This window comes from Deltaproteobacteria bacterium (assembly GCA_016235345.1).
Classification (GTDB): domain Bacteria; phylum Desulfobacterota; class Desulfobacteria; order Desulfobacterales; family Desulfatibacillaceae; genus JACRLG01.
In genome coordinates, this window is record JACRLG010000012.1 from 1 (window position 1) to 16,918 (window position 16,918).

Sequence of the window (16,918 nt, forward strand, 5' to 3'; positions counted from 1 at the left end):
CCCTCCGTCAGACCTGCCGCATAAGGAAAACCTCCTCCTTCAAAATCCTCGCCAGCGCCCTACGCAGCTTCTTCGCCGGAGAGCAGCCAGCCCTCAAATTCATGCCCAACGCCGGGTAAGGATACCCCCTGAAGGCTTACCACGCTGCCATAAACGCGACATTGGATGCGATTGTCATTTTTCCTCATTTCTACGGCGACCATAATCGCCATGTGTTTTTTGTTGGTTTTGCCCCTCACCGCCAATGAGACTGACGGTGAGGGGCACTGTTCCCTGCTAAGCGACTGTTGCCAATTTCTGTACGAGCTCGGCGACTTTAGCCTTGAGGGCCTCTACGGACTCCGATTCGACGTCTTCCAGCGCATCCTTGTTGCTAAGGATGTTATCCAGTTTCCTGATGAGCCCCTGGATTTTGTCGGGATCGACCTCAGGACGAGGTGCATTGCCGTCGTTATCGACGAAAACACTGAGGCGGGATTTAAGCCTGGCCTCGTCGCCACTGAACTTGTTCAGGTCATCAAAGTGAGCCCTCTTGAGCTCTCCGCACTCCCGGGTGAACTCCTCAAGCAAGGCCGGGGAGATGACGAGACCTTCGTGCTTGGCGCGACGGGAGTTGATCAACACATCCACTTCGTACTTAAAGGCTTCAACATTGGGCGTGCCCGTATCCTCAGGCAGATTGACACCGTGCTTGACCAAGTAAGCCTGAATCGGCGTTTCGCCGTCCCAAGCCTTTTTCTTCTTCTTGCCCTTACCAGCGTCCTTTTCGATGACCGCGAGAAGGCTGACGGACCGCTTTTTGCCAAGACAACGCATGTCGTAGATATCGGCATACTTTAGCATCCGATAGTAATCCTTCAACGAGCGCATACCGATTTGAGGCAGAGCCTCCGCGACGCGCTTCGTGAAGTCCAAGCCACCCTCTTTACAGTAGACTTCAAGCGTCTGTACCGCCTTCGTCTGGTCTAACCGAAGGATCATCATCCCGCTCTCGGACAGGATATCGGCGCGCTGGATTTCAGCGCAAAAGCCCAGGAATTTACTTTTTGCATCCTCCAAGGCCTTTTCAGGGCCGTGGAGGGCGATCATGGCCTTTGCATTCGTGCTATTGAACTCTGCCATTCTTAAACGAAGGGCGGCCATGCTCGGAACCTGCGGAGCATCTTCGATGGATGATGAAGATACCTCTATAAATGCGGTCGAGTCAGATCCGAAACGGTAGAAGCGATTGTCGTTGTTCGGGAAATTGCGTTTTTTAACGCCATTTTTCCCCGAAAATGCACCGCAGTGCATTTTTGAGCCTGCCCCCTTATCATTATGGGGCAAAACGAGGTTTTTTTCCCTTTTCCTGGAGGGGGCGAACCGCATTGTCGCAGTCAGCGACCCCTTCGCCTGAGCTGATAGCCTCGTCGGCCATGCTCGGCATTGTTTCACTGCCAGGGGCGGCATCTGAATCGATGACTTCGCCCATGGCGATAGAGTGCTTATCTTCCATCTGGTATTTCTCCTTTGTCCAGAGCCCCTGTCGGGCCTGGACGTTTTTTCGTTTTCTCAAAGCGCTGTTTGCCGTATGCTGCCTATATAAAGGTGTCCCGGTGCCGACTCCCCTTGTCCATTGCCAATGGTGGTGTGGGGTCGCCTAGGGCACCTTTTTATATGGGCGGCGCTCTTGAGGTGGTCATATCCGCCTCCTTTCAGGGTTTAGGTTTGGACATAAAAAAAGGGCACCCCGCGTTTGGCGGGAGCCCTTTTGACGAAAAAAAGAAAGGGGCCGAAATGGCCCCTTTCCCTATTACCGCACATATGCGATTGTACAGTCGAGACTGCGCAAAAAAGCGTTAAATGTTAGAAGAACTCGTCATACTTTCATTATGTTGCCGAAAACATTGGATATTTAGCTGATCCGGCCTTCGGCACCAGTTTAATGAAAAAAAGGGCGATTCCGGGTTGTTGCCGGAGTCGCCCTTTTTCATTTGAAAATTGTTTAATGGCTTCGGTACGCATCGGCATGGCCTTGCACTGCGATTTTTCCAGACAGGCCCCCAAGGCCGTTACCCTTGACAACGCCTCTCCGGTCACGGGCTCTACTTGTCCTGTGGCCGGAAACCGTCATGGCAGCCCGTACCGAAATCCTTCTTCCCTTCCATACCGAATAGCCGCAAACCGGTCTTTCTCCCCCCCAATTTTTGGGAAAACGAAAAATGGAAATAAATTGAGCTCCAGGTAAGAATATCGCGGGCGAAGGCCCTACGATTTTTCCTTAGGGCACGAAGACCCTGTCCTCTCCGAAACGGCGGCAATCCGAGCATCCCGGGCAAAAGCCACGCATGAGTGAAGGCTTGATAAAAAACGGGCTTTTCTTTAATGACCGGGAGTGGTAAATCAATAGCCCTTGAAATCCTTTAAGGCCCGGCCACGCCGGAGCGGATTTCCTGAAACGGAGTAATTTACGAAAGGCCCGTGGCCTTCAGAAATACGGGAGCAGGGAAGAATCACATGCGTCGCCCGCAGTTGCTTGGCTTACATGAAGAAGTGTTCGTTAAAACATTTCATGCCGACTTTGGCCGCCGGGGAGGATTCGTCCGCCTTGAAAGCGGGCCGATTTCCGCCCTCTCAGGCATTGACCTTGTGGATTGGATCAGCCGCCTCGATACGCCTGAACATTTCTATTTCTCCGGCAAGGAGGGCGACTACGAGGCCGCAGGAGCCGGATGCTGCGAGGTTTTGCAGGATTGCCTGATTGAAGAGGCCGAGGCGCGGCTCGTAGAGCTCTGGAAAACCTTCCCCGAGGTCATCGTTTTTTCCGGAATGTCCTTTTTCGGAGACGGCCCCTCTCCCGGCGAATGGGACGGGTTCGGGGCTCTCAGGCTGACAGTACCGCTTCTGGAGATTACAAGAAGAAACGGGGAAACCCGGCTTGCAGCAAATGGCCTTTCAATGGCTGGCGAAGCCCCGGAAAGCGCCGTAAAAAGGCTTAAGGAGAGGCTGGCTGTCCTCAGGGAGTTCGATTCCAGGGACGCACCCTCCGGTTTTCCCGGCACGGTTTTCGCGGACGAGGTTCCCGGAAGGCCGGGATGGGATAAGATGATGGCCCGGACCCTGAATGAAATCAGGTCCGGCAACATCGACAAGGCCGTTCTTTCTCGTAAACGGGTGCTCGTGGCCGAACGAGCCTGGCCGGTTTTCGGGATCATGGGAAGCCTTAAAGCGGTGCGCGACAAGTCCTTCGTGTTCCTGTACAAGATTTCAAGGGAAAAAGCCTTCCTGGGAAGAAGCCCTGAGAGGCTCCTGAAGGTTTCCGGAAGAGCCATAAGCGTCGACGCCGTTGCGGGCACAAGACCCAGGGGGGCTACTCCCGCCGCCGACAGGGCCTTTGCGCGGGAGCTTCTGGAATCCATGAAGGAGCTTTCCGAGCACAGGATCGTTTCCGGCTGCATAAGGGAGCAGATGGAAAAGATCACCGTAAACCCGACGATTTCGGACACCGAAAGCCTGCTTGCGCTGGAAAACGTTCAGCACATCATAACAAGGCACTCCGGAACCCTCAAAAACGGGCGCAGCGTGCTGAACACGCTCAGGTGCTTCCATCCCACCCCGGCGGTGGGAGGCTACCCGTCTTTAAAGGCCCTTTCCCTGCTCTTTGAGAACGAACCCCACGAGCGGGGCTGGTTTGCAGCGCCCATAGGCTGGATGAACGGCCACGATGCCGATTTCGCAGTGGGGATAAGAAGCGCCCTGGTGGCCGGAAACGCCCTTCACGTGTTCGCCGGGGCCGGAATAGTGGACGGCTCCAGGGCGGATGACGAATGGCTCGAAACAGAGCAGAAGATGCGAACCATAATCGGGGCTTCGGAAGGTTTCTGAATGGAGAGGGCTTTCCTGGCTCAGAACATGAGCGTTCTCAGGGCCTCGGTTGTAGTGGAGGAGCTTGTCCGAAACGGCCTGGATACATTTTTCGTTTCGCCCGGAAACCGCAACGCCCCCCTCATCGCAGCCATCACAGGCAACCCGCGCGCCCATGCAAGATCGGTAATGGATGAACGCGGGGCGGCCTACCGGGCACTGGGGCACGCCAAGGCCACCGGAAGGGCCGGGGTTTTGGTGTGCACGTCGGGCACCGCCCTTTCCAACTATTTTCCTGCGGTGATAGAGGCTTTCCGTGACGAGCTGCCCCTTGTGGTTTTAAGCTCGGATCGCCCGGCTGACCTCGTTTTCAGCGACGCCAACCAGACCATGCAGCAGCCAGGAATTTTCGGCGGTTTCATAAGGAAATCCCTCTTTCTTCCGCCTCCCGATCCGGCCTATCCCATAACCGCCCTTGCCGCCCATCTGGATGACCTGTTAAGGGTGAAAAACGGGCCGGTGCATATAAACTGCCCCTTCCGCGACCCCCTGGTCCCGCTTACTGACCCGGCCAACCCGGTTTGCGCAAACCTGCTTAAAGAGGCGCGTGGGTATTTCGCAAAAGAGGGGCCTCAAACCGTTTACGCCGAAGTTTCAGAGCCTCGGCCTGATGTCCGCCTTGTGCGGGCCACACTGGAAAAATGCCGACGCGGGCTTCTGTCAATCGGGCGGCTGGAGTTGGAAAATGACCGCAAGGCCGCAGCAGCCCTTGCCCAAAACCTGGGCTGGCCGGTTTTCTGCGACGTGGCCTCGTCCGTAAAGGCCCTGGTTCCCCCCGGCCTTCTTCTCCCCTGCCCCGATCATCCGGGCGCAAGGGCGCTTTATGAAAAATACGGCCCTGAGACTGTTCTTCAACTTGGCACGGGGTTCGTTTCCAAGCACTATTACCAGGCCGTCCTTGCCGCCCCATGCCTCAACCTGATCCTTGTGAGCCCGCGAAGCGGCTCCCGCGATCCCTCGAACAGCGCGAGCCTAAGGATTCCCGCAACGGTTGCGGCCTTTGCCGAGGCTCTGGGGCAGGGAACAATTTCAGCCGCGCAGGACCTTGGGGCGGCGGCCTGTTTTCTCGAAGAAGCAGGACTGTTTGAAAAGGCGCTGTATGATGCGACTCCAAGCGGCCTCATGAGCTTTCCCCTCATCGCCCGCACCGTAAACAGCCTGATTCCTTCGGGCGAGGCGCTTTTTCTGGGAAATTCAAGCACCATAAGGGCCTTTGACGCCGAGGGCCCGCCCGCCTCCGGGCAGGTTTCGGTCGTATCAAATCGCGGGGTCAGCGGCATAGAGGGAAACATCGCAACCACGGTGGGTTACGCCGAAGGGTCGGGCAAAAGGGTCACTGCGGTGATGGGCGACGTCTCCTTTCTGCACGATGTCAGCTCCCTTTTGATGCTTTCCCGAAGCCTTGCGCCGGTCATCCTGATCGTGGCCAACAACAGGGGCGGCAGAATTTTCGAGAAACTGCCCGTAAGCGGCTTTCCGGAAATCTGCCATCCCCTCATGACCACGCCCCACGACACGGACATCTCAATGGTGTGCGGCGGGTTCGGGCTCATCCACCAAACAGCCGGAACGCCTGAAGACCTTGGCCGGGCCTACTCCGAGGCCCTTTCGAGTGGCAAAACCAGGGTCATCGAGGCGGTTCTCGATCCAGAAACTGATCTGACAGTTTTCGAAAAAAGAAAAACCGTGCGCTGATACGGAGGATAAAGTGGTTTCCGAAATATTCGATGCCTCTCTCTGGAACCCGGTTTCGGGTTTCGATTTCACGGACATCACCTATCACCGGGCCAAAGACCAGGGAACGGTGCGCATCGCCTTCAACAGGCCGGAGGTTAGAAACGCCTTCCGTCCCAAAACCGTGGATGAGTTGTATACTGCCCTGGACCACGCCCGCATGACCACCGACGTGGGCGTGGTGCTTCTCACCGGAAACGGCCCCTCGAAAAAGGACGGCGGCTGGGCTTTCTGTTCGGGCGGCGACCAGCGCATAAGGGGGGCGGACGGCTACAAGTACGAGGGTACGGCGGGCATCGACCCGGCCCGGCTGGGACGCCTGCACATCCTGGAAGTCCAGAGGCTCATCCGCTTTTCCCCCAAGATAGTGATGGCCGTGGTTCCCGGCTGGGCCGTGGGCGGGGGGCACAGCCTTCACGTGGTGTGCGACCTTACCATCGCATCCATGGAGCACGCGGTCTTCAAGCAGACGGACCCGGACGTGGCCTCGTTCGATTCGGGCTACGGCTCGGCCTACCTTGCCCGGCAGGTGGGGCAGAAGCGGGCCAGGGAGGTTTTTTTCCTGGGGCTCGATTACTCGGCGCGGGAAGCATTTGAAATGGGCATGGTGAACAAGGTGGTCGCCCACGCGGACCTTGAAAACGAGGCCCTTGAATGGGCCAGGATAATGAACTCCAAGTCGCCCACGGCCATGAGGATGCTGAAATTCGGGTTCAACCTGCCGGATGACGGCCTCGTGGGCCAGCAGCTCTTCGCGGGAGAGGCCACGCGCCTTGCCTACGGCACCGAGGAGGCCAGGGAGGGAAGGGACGCTTTCGTGGAAAAGAGGGCCAAGGATTTCTCGAAATTTCCCTGGCATTTTTGACAGGTCGTCCACAAGCGCGAACTGCTGTGTCAGGTTTCGCGGCGCGGTCCGCCACGTACGAAAAGTACGCTTGCTCCCGCGCCGCCCGCCAACCTTCGCATTTCATCGCTTGTGACCGGCCTGTCTGATACCACGCTGCATTCAAAGGAGTAACATCAGGAACCCGTTAAACCGGCATGTCATTGTAGGTCGGGCTGAGGAACGAAGCCCAATCAACGCGAGGTTATGCAATTACCTGTTTTGATTGCAGCTTGGTATGAAATGTGATTTCCCAAACCAGTTCCAAAGGCAATACATTCAGTCCCATGAACACCAAGCTCAAATACTGGCTCATGGCCGCAAGGCCCCGCACCCTTCCGGCAGGGGCCTCGCCCGTCATCCTGGGAACGGCGGTGGCGGAGGAAAACGGACTGAACGTCCCGGTTGCCCTTGCCACCCTTGCCTGCTGCCTTCTTCTCCAGACCGGCTCCAACATCGCAAACGACTACTTCGACTCGATTCACGGAGTTGACGGAGCCGACCGGCTGGGTCCCGCCAGGGTGACCCAGAAGGGCCTCATCGCCCCCAAAAAGGTCAGAAACGCTTTTCTGGCCTGTTTCGGCGCTGCCTTCGTTCTTGGCGTGTTTCTGGCGCTAAGGGGCGGGCTTCCAATAGTAATGGTGGGCCTTAGCTCCATCGCGGCGGCCTATCTCTATACCGGGGGGCCCAAACCCCTTTCCTACCTGGGCCTTGGGGAAATCCTGGCCTTTGTCTTTTTCGGGCCGATTGCGGTTTTGGGAACCTTTTACCTCCAGGCCCTGGAATTTTCCTGGAAGGCCCTTTGGGTGGGGATGGGGCCGGGTTTTTTGTCCGCGCTTCTTATGTCCATCAATAACCTTCGGGACTCGGCATCGGATCGGGCCACCGGAAAGCGGACCGTGGCCCTCATGCTCGGCGTGGAAAACGCCCGGCGGCTCTCCTTGGGCCTTCTGGCTGCGGCCTTGTTGGTTCCCCTGGTTTACGCGGCCTTTTTTCCGAAAAACTGGCCCGTGCTGGCCGCCCCCCTTTCCTCGCTCGCTTTTTTCAGGCATTGGCGCAGAATCGCCCTTGGCCCCATTGACGGGAACCTCAACCTTTCCCTTGGCGCAACCGGAAAATACATGTTCGTCTATTCGATCCTGTTTTCTGCGGGGGTGCTCCTTTGACCGGTTTTCACATCTCCCTCTTTACCCTTTACCTGAAAAAACCGGTGCTTGTGGCCGGAAAAAGGATAAGCAACCGCACGGGATTCATAATAGCGGTTTCGGATGAAAACGGCGTCACCGGAATCGGGGAGGCGGCCCCCCTTTTCGGCCTTGACCGGGTGGATTTTCTGCAATGCCTCGAAGAAACCGGAAAATTACGAAAATTTGTTGCGGCGTCCGGCATTTCCCCCGGTCCGCCCGATCTGGCGGCCCCCTTTTTCGGTCTTCTGAAACCGCCCTTTTCGGTAAATCCAATCACCGCCTTCGGCTTTGAAAGCGCCCTCCTGCATCTTTTGGCGGCATCAGGCAGGCTATCGGGAGCCTTGCGGCCAAATCCGTCCGACCAGCGCATCCCCATACGGGTAAACGGCCTTTTCATTCCCAAGGCATCAAAAAAAGATTCGCTGGCTCAGTTCGATTATCTTTCTGATTCGGGCTTTTCCACGGTGAAGGTAAAAATCGGACGCCTCGATCCAAAGGTCGAAATAAGGCGGATCAAGGAGCTGTGGGACCATTTCGAAGGCGGGATAAGCCTCAGGCTGGACGCCAACCGCAGCCTGAGCCTTGAGCAATATGTTGAATATTATAAAGCCCTTGGGGCCATGAACGTGGAATACGTCGAGGAGCCGCTTGGAGGCGATGATGGCCTATGGCGCGCCCTTGCGGTCCCCTGGCCCCTGGCCCTGGACGAGTCCCTGCATGATTATCAGGAGCCGGAGCGATTGCCTAAGGGGGTGTCCGCCGTGATTCTGAAGCCCGGCTCCTTTTGGGGCGTGTCCGGCATGGTGAGGGCCATGGATGCTTTTGCAGGAAACGGGATAAAATCCGTACTGAGCTCATCGTACAACACCGGAGTCGGCGTCTGCGGGCTTGGGCTCATCGCACGGCTTGGGCCGACGGAAACGGCCCACGGCCTGGACACCCTGAAATACCTGGAAACAGACCTGCTTGGGGAATCCCCGCGCATCGAAAAGGGCCGACTGGTTCTGCCCCGGGGTTATATCCTGGGGCGTACGAGGATGTTTGACGGAAATGTGCAGGAGCTTGGGGCTTGAGACGCGACTTCATAAAAGACGGCGCAATCGACATCCAGGCTGTTTTCGACGCCTTTGCCAATAATGCCGCCTATATCCACGAAGGGCGTGAAGTCTCCTACGCCGGGCTGTCGGAGGAGCTTTCCGGCCTCGTGGCGATCCTTCGGGACATCGGCGTTGATCCGGGCCGGATGGTGGCGCTCCGGCAGGCGAATTCCCCGCTCCATCTTCTTTTCATGCTGGCCGCATGGGTAAGGGGCTTCACCCTGGTGAGCCTGGACCCCAAGGCCCCTCCTGGCCGGGTTCCCGCCGGAATCAGGCCGGATTTCGTCTTCTGCGGCGATACCGGGGTGGACTGGGGACGGGCCAGGGCCATTTCCACGGAAATTTTCCGTGAGAACTTCCCGCCACGGCAAACCCGTCCATTTCCCCCTGTTCCGCTCGACCGGGAAGCATCGGTGGTATTCACATCCGGCAGCACCGGCCCTCCCAAGGGCGTTGTCCACACAGTGGGCAACCTGGTTTACAGCGCTCTCGGAACCATCGAGCACCTTGATATGTCGCCGATGGACCGCTGGCTCGTGAGCCTTCCGCTTTTCCACGCGGGCGGAATCCTGATCCCGGTCAGAACACTTCTTTCCGGCGGGGCCGCCATATTCCACGGCGATCCGGGACGCCTTTCGGAGACCATCCTGAAACAAGGCCCCACCATCATTTCGTTAGTCCTCACCCAGCTTTTGCGGCTCATGGAATCCCCGGAGGCCATAGGCGCGCTTTCATCCATGAAAGCGGTGCTTCTGGGCGGCGGCCCCTGTCCGGCGGGAATTATCGACAAGGCCCTTGGCGCGGGCATCCCAATAATACCCACCTACGGGTCCACCGAGGCCTGCGCCATGGTCACTGCGGCCTCGCCCGGCGCTTCCCGGAGCGAACTTAAAACCGCAGGCAGGGCCATTCGACACAGAACCCTTGAGATCGACCAAAACGGCGTGATAGTGCTCGGCGGCAAAACCCTCTTCAAGCACTACATCTCGGACGGAAAGGTCCTGCCCGCCGTTTTCCACGGGAAATTCGCCACAAGCGACCTTGGCCGCACCGACCCGGACGGGAACCTGACCGTTCTGGGACGCCGGGATCAGGTTTTCATTTCAGGAGGCGAGAACATCAACCCCTTTGAGATCGAGAGCGCCATAACCGGAACCGGGCTTGCGGAGGAGGCGATGGTGGTGCCGGTTTCCCATCCGCTTTTCGGGGCGGTTGCCTGGGCCTTCTTGAAACCCGTGGGGGCGCACGACGAGGAGAGCCTGAAAAGCGCCCTTTTGAGGCTCCTTCCTCCGTACAAGATACCAAAAAGGATTCTGCCCTTTCCTGAGGAAAGCGGGCCGGGCGGTCTCAAACGATCAAGAAAGGGCCTGGAGGAAGCGGCCCGAAGGCTGTCGGAGGAAAAATGACGGCGCGCCTTTTTGTCGAAGTTGCCGGAAAGCCCGAAAACCCGGCCCTTGCGATGCTGCACGGGTTCATGGGAAGGGCCTCGTCCCTGGCCCCTTTGATTGACAGGCTTTCCGAAGATTTTTACGTGGCGGCCTTCGATCTTCCGGGGCACGGCAGGTCCCGGTTTTCCTCGTGGGGCGAAGCGGCATGTCCCAAAACCTTTTTTGACGCGGCGGACATGGTTCTTTGCGGCCTTGACGTCCTGAACATAGGACGGTTTTCGCTTTACGGATATTCCATGGGGGGAAGGCTAGCCCAGGCGGTCTGCATCAGGGCTCCCAAGAGGGTGGAAAGGCTGGTTCTTGAATCAGCGTCCTTCGGGATCGCCGACGCGCTGGAACGCGAAAGGCGTTACAACAGCGACTTGGCCCTTTTGTCCGGCGTGAAAAGTCCCCAGGAATTCAGGGCCTTCCTCATCAGGTGGCATGAATCGCCGCTTTTTTGCACACTTCGAGCGACGTCTGTTCTCGCTGGCCTTATCGCGGAAAAGCTGGAAAACGACCCCGAAGAGCTGCGCCGGGCTCTGGCCCTTTTGAGCGTGGGCAACCATCCGCATTTTCTGCCGCTCCTATCCGCCCTTCCGACACCCGTCAGCTTTCTTTACGGCGAGGATGACGCCAAGTACAAAAACGAGGTCGTTTCCGCCTCAAAGTTCCTTGACCGGCTCATTCTCAATTCCTTTGCCGACGCCTCCCACGACGTTCACTCCCAGTATCCCGCCCTGGCGGCCCAAGCCATCGCCGGTACGCTATAGCGCCACCGGTTTTACAGAATACGGATTTCCCGAAAGGTTAAGTGGCCGATAAAGTTGGTGTCGCCGCATGCGCCCTCAATTTTGGCTTTTCCCACGCCTTGCCCTCATCTTTTTTATTACGGGGAGCAGGGTTTAATTCCATTTTAGGCTGCCAAATAAGGGCACCGGGGGCTGTAATGCTGAAAAAAACCTTGACACGGGTGTTTCCATGCTGATAATTGGGTTCAAGATGACTTTCGGAGATTCTTTCATGCGCCAGTCTTTTCCCAAATCCGTAGTACTCCTCCTTAGCCTCCTCCTTATTAGCGTCGGCGTATACCCTTGCCGAAGGGGAACCGGATAGCGGGAAACTTGAAGAAATTCAAAAAAATCCGTTACCGGCTCCCGGTAGCGGATTTTTTTTTGCCCTGATTAACAGCAAATTTTTTTCGGGAAAATCGGACTCAGGAAAGCCAAAGGAAGAAACCATGAAAAGCGACAACGTCAAAAAGGGGCTGGAACGCGCGCCCCACAGAAGCCTTTTCGCCGCAATGGGTTACACCGACGAGGAACTGTCCCGCCCCCTTATCGGCGTGGCCAACTCCGCAAACGGCATAATTCCCGGCCACGTGCATCTTGACACCATCGTGGACGCCGTAATGAAGGGCGTTTACATGGGCGGCGGAACCCCCATTCCCTTTGGGGTCATAGGCGTATGCGACGGAATCGCCATGAATCACACGGGCATGAAATATTCACTTGGAAGCCGGGAAATAATCGCCGACTCCATAGAGGTCATGGCCACGGCCCACGCCTTTGACGGCCTGGTTATGGTCACCAACTGCGACAAGATCGTTCCGGGAATGCTCATGGCGGCGGCCCGCCTTGACATCCCCTCCATCGTGGTTTCGGGCGGCCCCATGCTGGCCGGGCGTCACAAGTCGGTGAAGGGCGGCGCTGAAATAGACCTCATCACGGTTTTCGAGGGCGTGGGGGCGGTCAAGACCGGCAGGATGGATCCCGTTGAACTCACCATGATGGAAAAGGAGGCCTGCCCCACCTGCGGCTCCTGCGCGGGCATGTTCACGGCCAATTCCATGAACTGCTTAACCGAGGTGATCGGGATGGGGATGCCCGGAAACGGAACCATACCGGCTGTGAAGGCCGCCCGCATCAGGCTCGCCAAGGAAGCTGGCATGAGGGCCGTAAAGCTGGTGGAAGATAACATCACCCCATCCAAGATTATGACTTCCAAGGCCTTTGAAAACGCCCTGGCCGTGGACATGGCCCTTGGCTGCTCCACCAACACGGCCCTGCACCTTCCGGCCATCGCGCACGAAGCGGGGGTGGCCTTCGATCTGGCCCAGATCAACGAGGTCAGCCAGCGCGTTCCCCACCTGGTGAGCCTAAGCCCTGGCGGAAAGCACCATATGGAAGACCTGGACATGGCGGGCGGGGTCCAGGCGGTGATGGCCGAGCTTGCCGGAAACGGCCACATCAACACCGACTGCCTTACGGTCACCGGCAAAACCGTGGGCGAGAACCTGAAAACAGCGGCCATATTGGATAGCGATGTCATCAAGACCGTGAACGACCCCTATCATAAAGAAGGCGGGCTTGCGGTTCTGTTCGGAAACCTGGCCCCTGAAGGAAGCGTTGTGAAGCAAAGCGCTGTGCGGCCCGAAATGATGAGGCACTCAGGCCCCGCCAGGGTATTCGATTCCGAGGAAGCCGCAAGCGAGGCGATCTTGGCCGGAAAAATTGTAAAGGGCGACGTCGTGGTTGTACGCTACGAGGGCCCGCGCGGGGGGCCCGGAATGCGGGAGATGCTCACTCCCACCTCGGTCATCTGCGGCATGGGCCTTGACGCCGACGTGGCCCTCATCACCGACGGGCGCTTTTCGGGCGGCACGCGCGGCGCGGCCATAGGCCACGTGTCCCCGGAAGCCATGTCGGGCGGCCCCATCGCGCTTGTGGAAGAGGGCGACATCATCAGAATCGACATACCGGCAAAGTCCATTAGCCTGGATGTTCCCGAAGACGTGCTTGCAAATCGCCGGGCCGCATGGAAGCCCATCGCGCCCAAGATCACCAAAGGCTACATGGCCCGGTATGCAAAAACGGCTTCCTCGGCCAATCGCGGCGCGATAGTCACATAGCCATCGAAAGGAAAATCGCCATGAAGTTGAACGGCGCGCAGATATTGATGAAGATGCTGGAATCCGAAGGCGTTGACACCATTTTCGGCTATCCGGGCGGGGTACTGATCGATCTTTACGACGCCCTGTTTCAGACCGATATCCGCCACATCCTGGTAAGGCACGAGCAGGGGGCCATTCACGCGGCGGACGGCTTCGCCAGGGCAAGCGGCAAGGTGGGCGTGTGCCTCGTAACCTCAGGCCCCGGAGCCACCAATACCGTGACCGGCATCGCCTCAGCCTACGCGGACTCAGTCCCGGTGGTGATTTTAACCGGCCAAGTGCCCACCCATCTCATAGGCAACGACGCTTTCCAGGAAGTTGACATCGTGGGAATCACCCGTCCCTGCACCAAGCACAACTACCTTGTGAGCAAGGTGGAGGATTTGGCCCGCATCATCCGGGAAGCCTTTTATCTGGCCCGAAGCGGCAGGCCCGGCCCGGTTCTGGTGGATCTGCCTAAAAACGTCATGGCCGCCAAAATGACCTTCAAGGAGCCGCCCAAGGAAGTGAAGATGCGCTCCTACAACCCCACCTACGAGCCCAACCCCCGGCAGGTGGAAAAATTCGTCAAAACCCTTTTGGAAGCCGAAAGGCCCATGATCTTCGCGGGCGGCGGGGTCAACATGAGCTCGGCCTCGGAGGAGCTGACAAGGCTCGCCCGCAGGCTCTCCATTCCCGTCACCATGTCCCTCATGGGCCTGGGTGGATTTCCGGGAACGGACCCCCTGTCTCTGGGCATGATAGGGATGCACGGCACCTGCCGCGCCAACAGGGCCACCGGCGAATGCGACGTTCTGGTGGGCATAGGAGTCCGCTTCGACGACCGGGTGACCGGCAAGGTGGACTGCTTCGCAAGCCAGGCCAAAATCGTCCATGTGGACATCGACCCCACATCCATCCGCAAGAACGTGCCTGTGTACCTGCCCGTTGTGGGTGACTGCAGGATGACCCTGGCCGCAGTCAACAAGCTTTTGGACGAGATGGACTTATCCTGCGTGGCCGCCGCCCGCAAACCCTGGCTGGACGCCATCACCGACTGGAAGCGCCCGCCCGACAATGTTTACGTCCAGGGGCCGGACGTCATTAAGCCCCAGTACGTGGTTGAGCGCCTCTACGCCCTGACCAGGGGAAACGCCCTCATCACCACAGAGGTGGGCCAGAACCAGATGTGGGCTGCCCAGTTCTATCTTTTCGACCGGCCACACAGGTTCATCACATCAGGCGGCCTTGGGGTCATGGGCTTCGGGCTTCCGGCGGCCATCGGTGCGCAGGCGGCCAGGCCCAACCAACTGGTTGTGGACATCGCGGGCGACGGCTCCATCCAGATGAACATCCAGGAGCTGGCCACCGCCATGCAGGACAAGCTGCCGGTAAAAGTAGTCATCCTGAACAACGGTTATCTCGGCATGGTGCGCCAGTGGCAGCAGCTTTTTTACGACAAGCGCTACAACGCGACAGTCATGGACGTTGCCCCTGATTTCGTGAAACTGGCCGAAGCCTACGGCGCAACGGGCCTCAGGGCCACCAAGCCAAGCGAAGTGGACGCGGTGCTTAAAAAGGGCATCGAGACTCCCGGCCCTGTTCTCATGGATTTCGTGGTGGAGCGAGAGGAGTGCGTGATGCCGATGGTTCCCGCCGGGGCCGCTTTGACCGAGATGCTCCTGGTGTAAGGCCGTCCACGAGCGCGATCCGCAGTGTTGCGCTTCGCCGGGCGCCTTGCGGCTCATCGCTCGTGATCGGCCTTAAAATGACATCATTATTGGAACAGCCGGACTTGGGAGAAAAACAATGGCGGAAGAAAAACACGTTTTGAGCATCCTGGTGGAAAACCAGCCCGGCGTCCTTTCCCGCGTTGCGGGGCTTTTTTCGGGCCGGGGCTTCAATATAGAAAGCCTGTGCGTGGCCGAATCACACGAGCCGGGCACGAGCCGCATTACGCTCGTCACCAAGGCCAACGAGGCTTTGATCGAGCAGATAACCAAGCAGATAAATAAAATTGTGAACGTCATAAAGGTATCGGACCTTTCGGACGAACCAGCGGTTTTCCGGGAAATGGCCCTCATAAAGGTCAAAACCAAGCCCGAACACCGGGCGGAGGTCCTGCGCATGGTGGATATCTTCCGGTGCAAGGTGGTGGATATTTCCGCCGACCACTACACCCTGGAACTCACGGGCGACCAAGGCAAGATCGAGGCATTTCTCGATCTTCTACGCCCGATGGGCATAAAGGAAATCGCCCGCACGGGGATATGCTCACTTTCAAGGGAGAAGAGGCAGTAACAGGCTGTCGAAAAACGCGATCCGCTGTGTTGTGCTTCAAAGCCAATTCCGTCACGTACATTAAGTACGCTTACTCATTGGCTTTTCGCACGCCTTGCGGCTCATCGTTTTTCATCAGCCTGTCAATTTTGAGTTTTTCAACAGGCTGGTGAGCAGTGGGCAGTTTGCATAAAAGACGGTCGGATGGGAGCGCCAGACGCGAGGGGCCGTCCGACTTATCAAATAAGAAGCTGGATGAGGTATTTTTGCTGTTAACTTCAAACACGAAAACATGAAGGAAAAGGAACAATGAAGATCGATTTCGGCGGCGTGATCGAGGAAGTGGTGACCAGCGAGGAATTCACCCTGGCCAAGGCCAAGGAAATCCTCAAAAACGAGGTCGTTGCCATCATCGGCTACGGCGTGCAGGGACCGGCCCAGGCCCTCAACATGCGCGACAACGGCTTCACCAACGTCATCATCGGCCAGCGCCAGAACGACCCCTGCTGGGATAAGGCCATCGCTGACGGCTGGATTCCCGGAAAGACCCTCTTTCCGGTCGAGGAAGCCGCCGAGCGCGGAACCATTCTCCAGTACCTGGTTTCAGACGCGGCCCAGATGATCCTGTGGCCCGTCATCGAGCCCCGCCTCAAAAAAGGCGACGCTCTCTACTTCTCCCACGGTTTCTCCATCACCTACAAGGAGCAGACCAAGGTCATCCCGCCCCCCGGCGTGGACGTCATCCTGGTGGCCCCCAAGGGCAGCGGACGCAACGTGCGCCTCAATTTCCTGGACGGCAGCGGCATCAACTCAAGCTACGCGGTTTTCCAGGACGCCACGGGCCGCGCGGAAGAGCGCTGCCTTGCAGTGGGCATAGCCATCGGCTCAGGCTACCTCTTCCCCACCACCTTTGAAAACGAGGTCAATTCCGATCTCACCGGCGAACGCGGCGTGCTCATGGGCTGCCTCGCGGGCGTAATGGAGGCCCAGTACAACATTCTGCGCAAAAACGGCCATTCGCCCTCGGAGGCCTTCAACGAAACCGTGGAGGAGCTCACCCAGAGCCTCATCCGCCTGGTTGCCGAAAACGGTATGGACTGGATGTTCGGCCACTGCTCCACCACGGCCCAGCGCGGAGCCTTGGACTGGGCTCCCAGGTTCCGCGATGCGGTGGTCCCGGTCTTCGAGTGGCTCTACCGCTCGGTGAAAACCGGCGAGGAATGCGGCATCACCCTTGCCGCCAACAGCCGCCCGGACTACGCCGAAGGCCTCGAAAAAGAACTTTCCGCCATCCGCAATTCCGAAATGTGGAAGACCGGGGCCGCCGTTCGCGCCCTGCGCCCGGAGAACAGAAAGAAAAAATAGTGTAAGGGCAACGGCAGTGAAAGGATTGCGGGGGAGGGATGGGAAACCTTTTTTGAAAAAAAGGTTATCCCCTCCCTCCCCCGCACCCCCTCCCTCCCCTTCCAAAAAAC

The 16,918-nt window shown here is 58.1% G+C and carries 14 protein-coding genes; 11 read left to right on the forward strand and 3 right to left on the reverse strand.

Features of this window, described 5'->3' with window-relative positions; genetic code table 11:
- Positions 1-276: 276 nt before the first annotated feature.
- From HZB23_06130 to HZB23_06140, 3 genes are all read right to left on the reverse strand, one after another.
- Entirely contained in the window at positions 277-1,293 is a 1,017-nt protein-coding gene (locus HZB23_06130; protein MBI5844228.1) for a hypothetical protein, read from the reverse strand.
- Positions 1,294-1,315: 22 nt separating this feature from the next.
- Positions 1,316-1,495, reverse strand: a complete 180-nt coding sequence (locus HZB23_06135) for a hypothetical protein (protein MBI5844229.1) — start codon at positions 1,493-1,495, stop codon at positions 1,316-1,318.
- Positions 1,496-1,869: 374 nt separating this feature from the next.
- Entirely contained in the window at positions 1,870-2,079 is a 210-nt protein-coding gene (locus HZB23_06140; GenBank protein MBI5844230.1) for a hypothetical protein, read from the reverse strand.
- A 549-nt stretch (positions 2,080-2,628) separates the two neighbouring features.
- On the opposite strand from HZB23_06140, the gene HZB23_06145 reads away from it, so the two are divergent.
- The 11 genes from HZB23_06145 to ilvC all read left to right on the forward strand — a co-directional run bounded on the left by HZB23_06145 (position 2,629) and on the right by ilvC (position 16,808).
- Positions 2,629-3,864 carry an isochorismate synthase gene (locus HZB23_06145; GenBank protein ID MBI5844231.1) on the forward strand — a complete coding sequence of 412 codons (1,236 nt, stop codon included), beginning with the start codon at positions 2,629-2,631 and terminating at the stop codon, positions 3,862-3,864.
- Positions 3,865-5,598, forward strand: coding sequence for a 2-succinyl-5-enolpyruvyl-6-hydroxy-3-cyclohexene-1-carboxylic-acid synthase (gene menD, locus HZB23_06150; GenBank protein ID MBI5844232.1), 1,734 nt, complete (start codon positions 3,865-3,867; stop codon positions 5,596-5,598).
- A 13-nt stretch (positions 5,599-5,611) separates the two neighbouring features.
- Positions 5,612-6,502, forward strand: coding sequence for a 1,4-dihydroxy-2-naphthoyl-CoA synthase (locus HZB23_06155; protein MBI5844233.1), 891 nt, complete (start codon positions 5,612-5,614; stop codon positions 6,500-6,502).
- Between the two features lie 305 nt (positions 6,503-6,807).
- Entirely contained in the window at positions 6,808-7,686 is an 879-nt protein-coding gene (locus tag HZB23_06160; GenBank protein ID MBI5844234.1) for a 1,4-dihydroxy-2-naphthoate polyprenyltransferase, read from the forward strand.
- Entirely contained in the window at positions 7,683-8,780 is a 1,098-nt protein-coding gene (locus HZB23_06165; protein ID MBI5844235.1) for a hypothetical protein, read from the forward strand. The genes HZB23_06160 and HZB23_06165 overlap by 4 nt, the downstream gene beginning before the upstream one ends.
- Positions 8,777-10,210: an AMP-binding protein gene (locus HZB23_06170; GenBank protein ID MBI5844236.1), complete on the forward strand. Its 1,434-nt coding sequence runs from the start codon at positions 8,777-8,779 to the stop codon at positions 10,208-10,210. The genes HZB23_06165 and HZB23_06170 overlap by 4 nt, the downstream gene beginning before the upstream one ends.
- Entirely contained in the window at positions 10,207-11,004 is a 798-nt protein-coding gene (locus HZB23_06175; protein MBI5844237.1) for an alpha/beta fold hydrolase, read from the forward strand. Before HZB23_06170 ends, HZB23_06175 begins: the two co-directional genes overlap by 4 nt.
- 467 nt (positions 11,005-11,471) lie before the next feature.
- Positions 11,472-13,142 (forward strand): dihydroxy-acid dehydratase, encoded by a 1,671-nt coding sequence (ilvD, locus tag HZB23_06180; protein ID MBI5844238.1) that lies wholly within the window; start codon positions 11,472-11,474, stop codon positions 13,140-13,142.
- A gap of 20 nt (positions 13,143-13,162) precedes the next feature.
- Positions 13,163-14,854: a biosynthetic-type acetolactate synthase large subunit gene (gene ilvB, locus HZB23_06185; GenBank protein ID MBI5844239.1), complete on the forward strand. Its 1,692-nt coding sequence runs from the start codon at positions 13,163-13,165 to the stop codon at positions 14,852-14,854.
- A gap of 118 nt (positions 14,855-14,972) precedes the next feature.
- Positions 14,973-15,464, forward strand: coding sequence for an acetolactate synthase small subunit (gene ilvN / locus HZB23_06190; GenBank protein MBI5844240.1), 492 nt, complete (start codon positions 14,973-14,975; stop codon positions 15,462-15,464).
- A 288-nt stretch (positions 15,465-15,752) separates the two neighbouring features.
- Positions 15,753-16,808 (forward strand): ketol-acid reductoisomerase, encoded by a 1,056-nt coding sequence (gene ilvC / locus HZB23_06195; protein ID MBI5844241.1) that lies wholly within the window; start codon positions 15,753-15,755, stop codon positions 16,806-16,808.
- Positions 16,809-16,918: the final 110 nt, after the last annotated feature.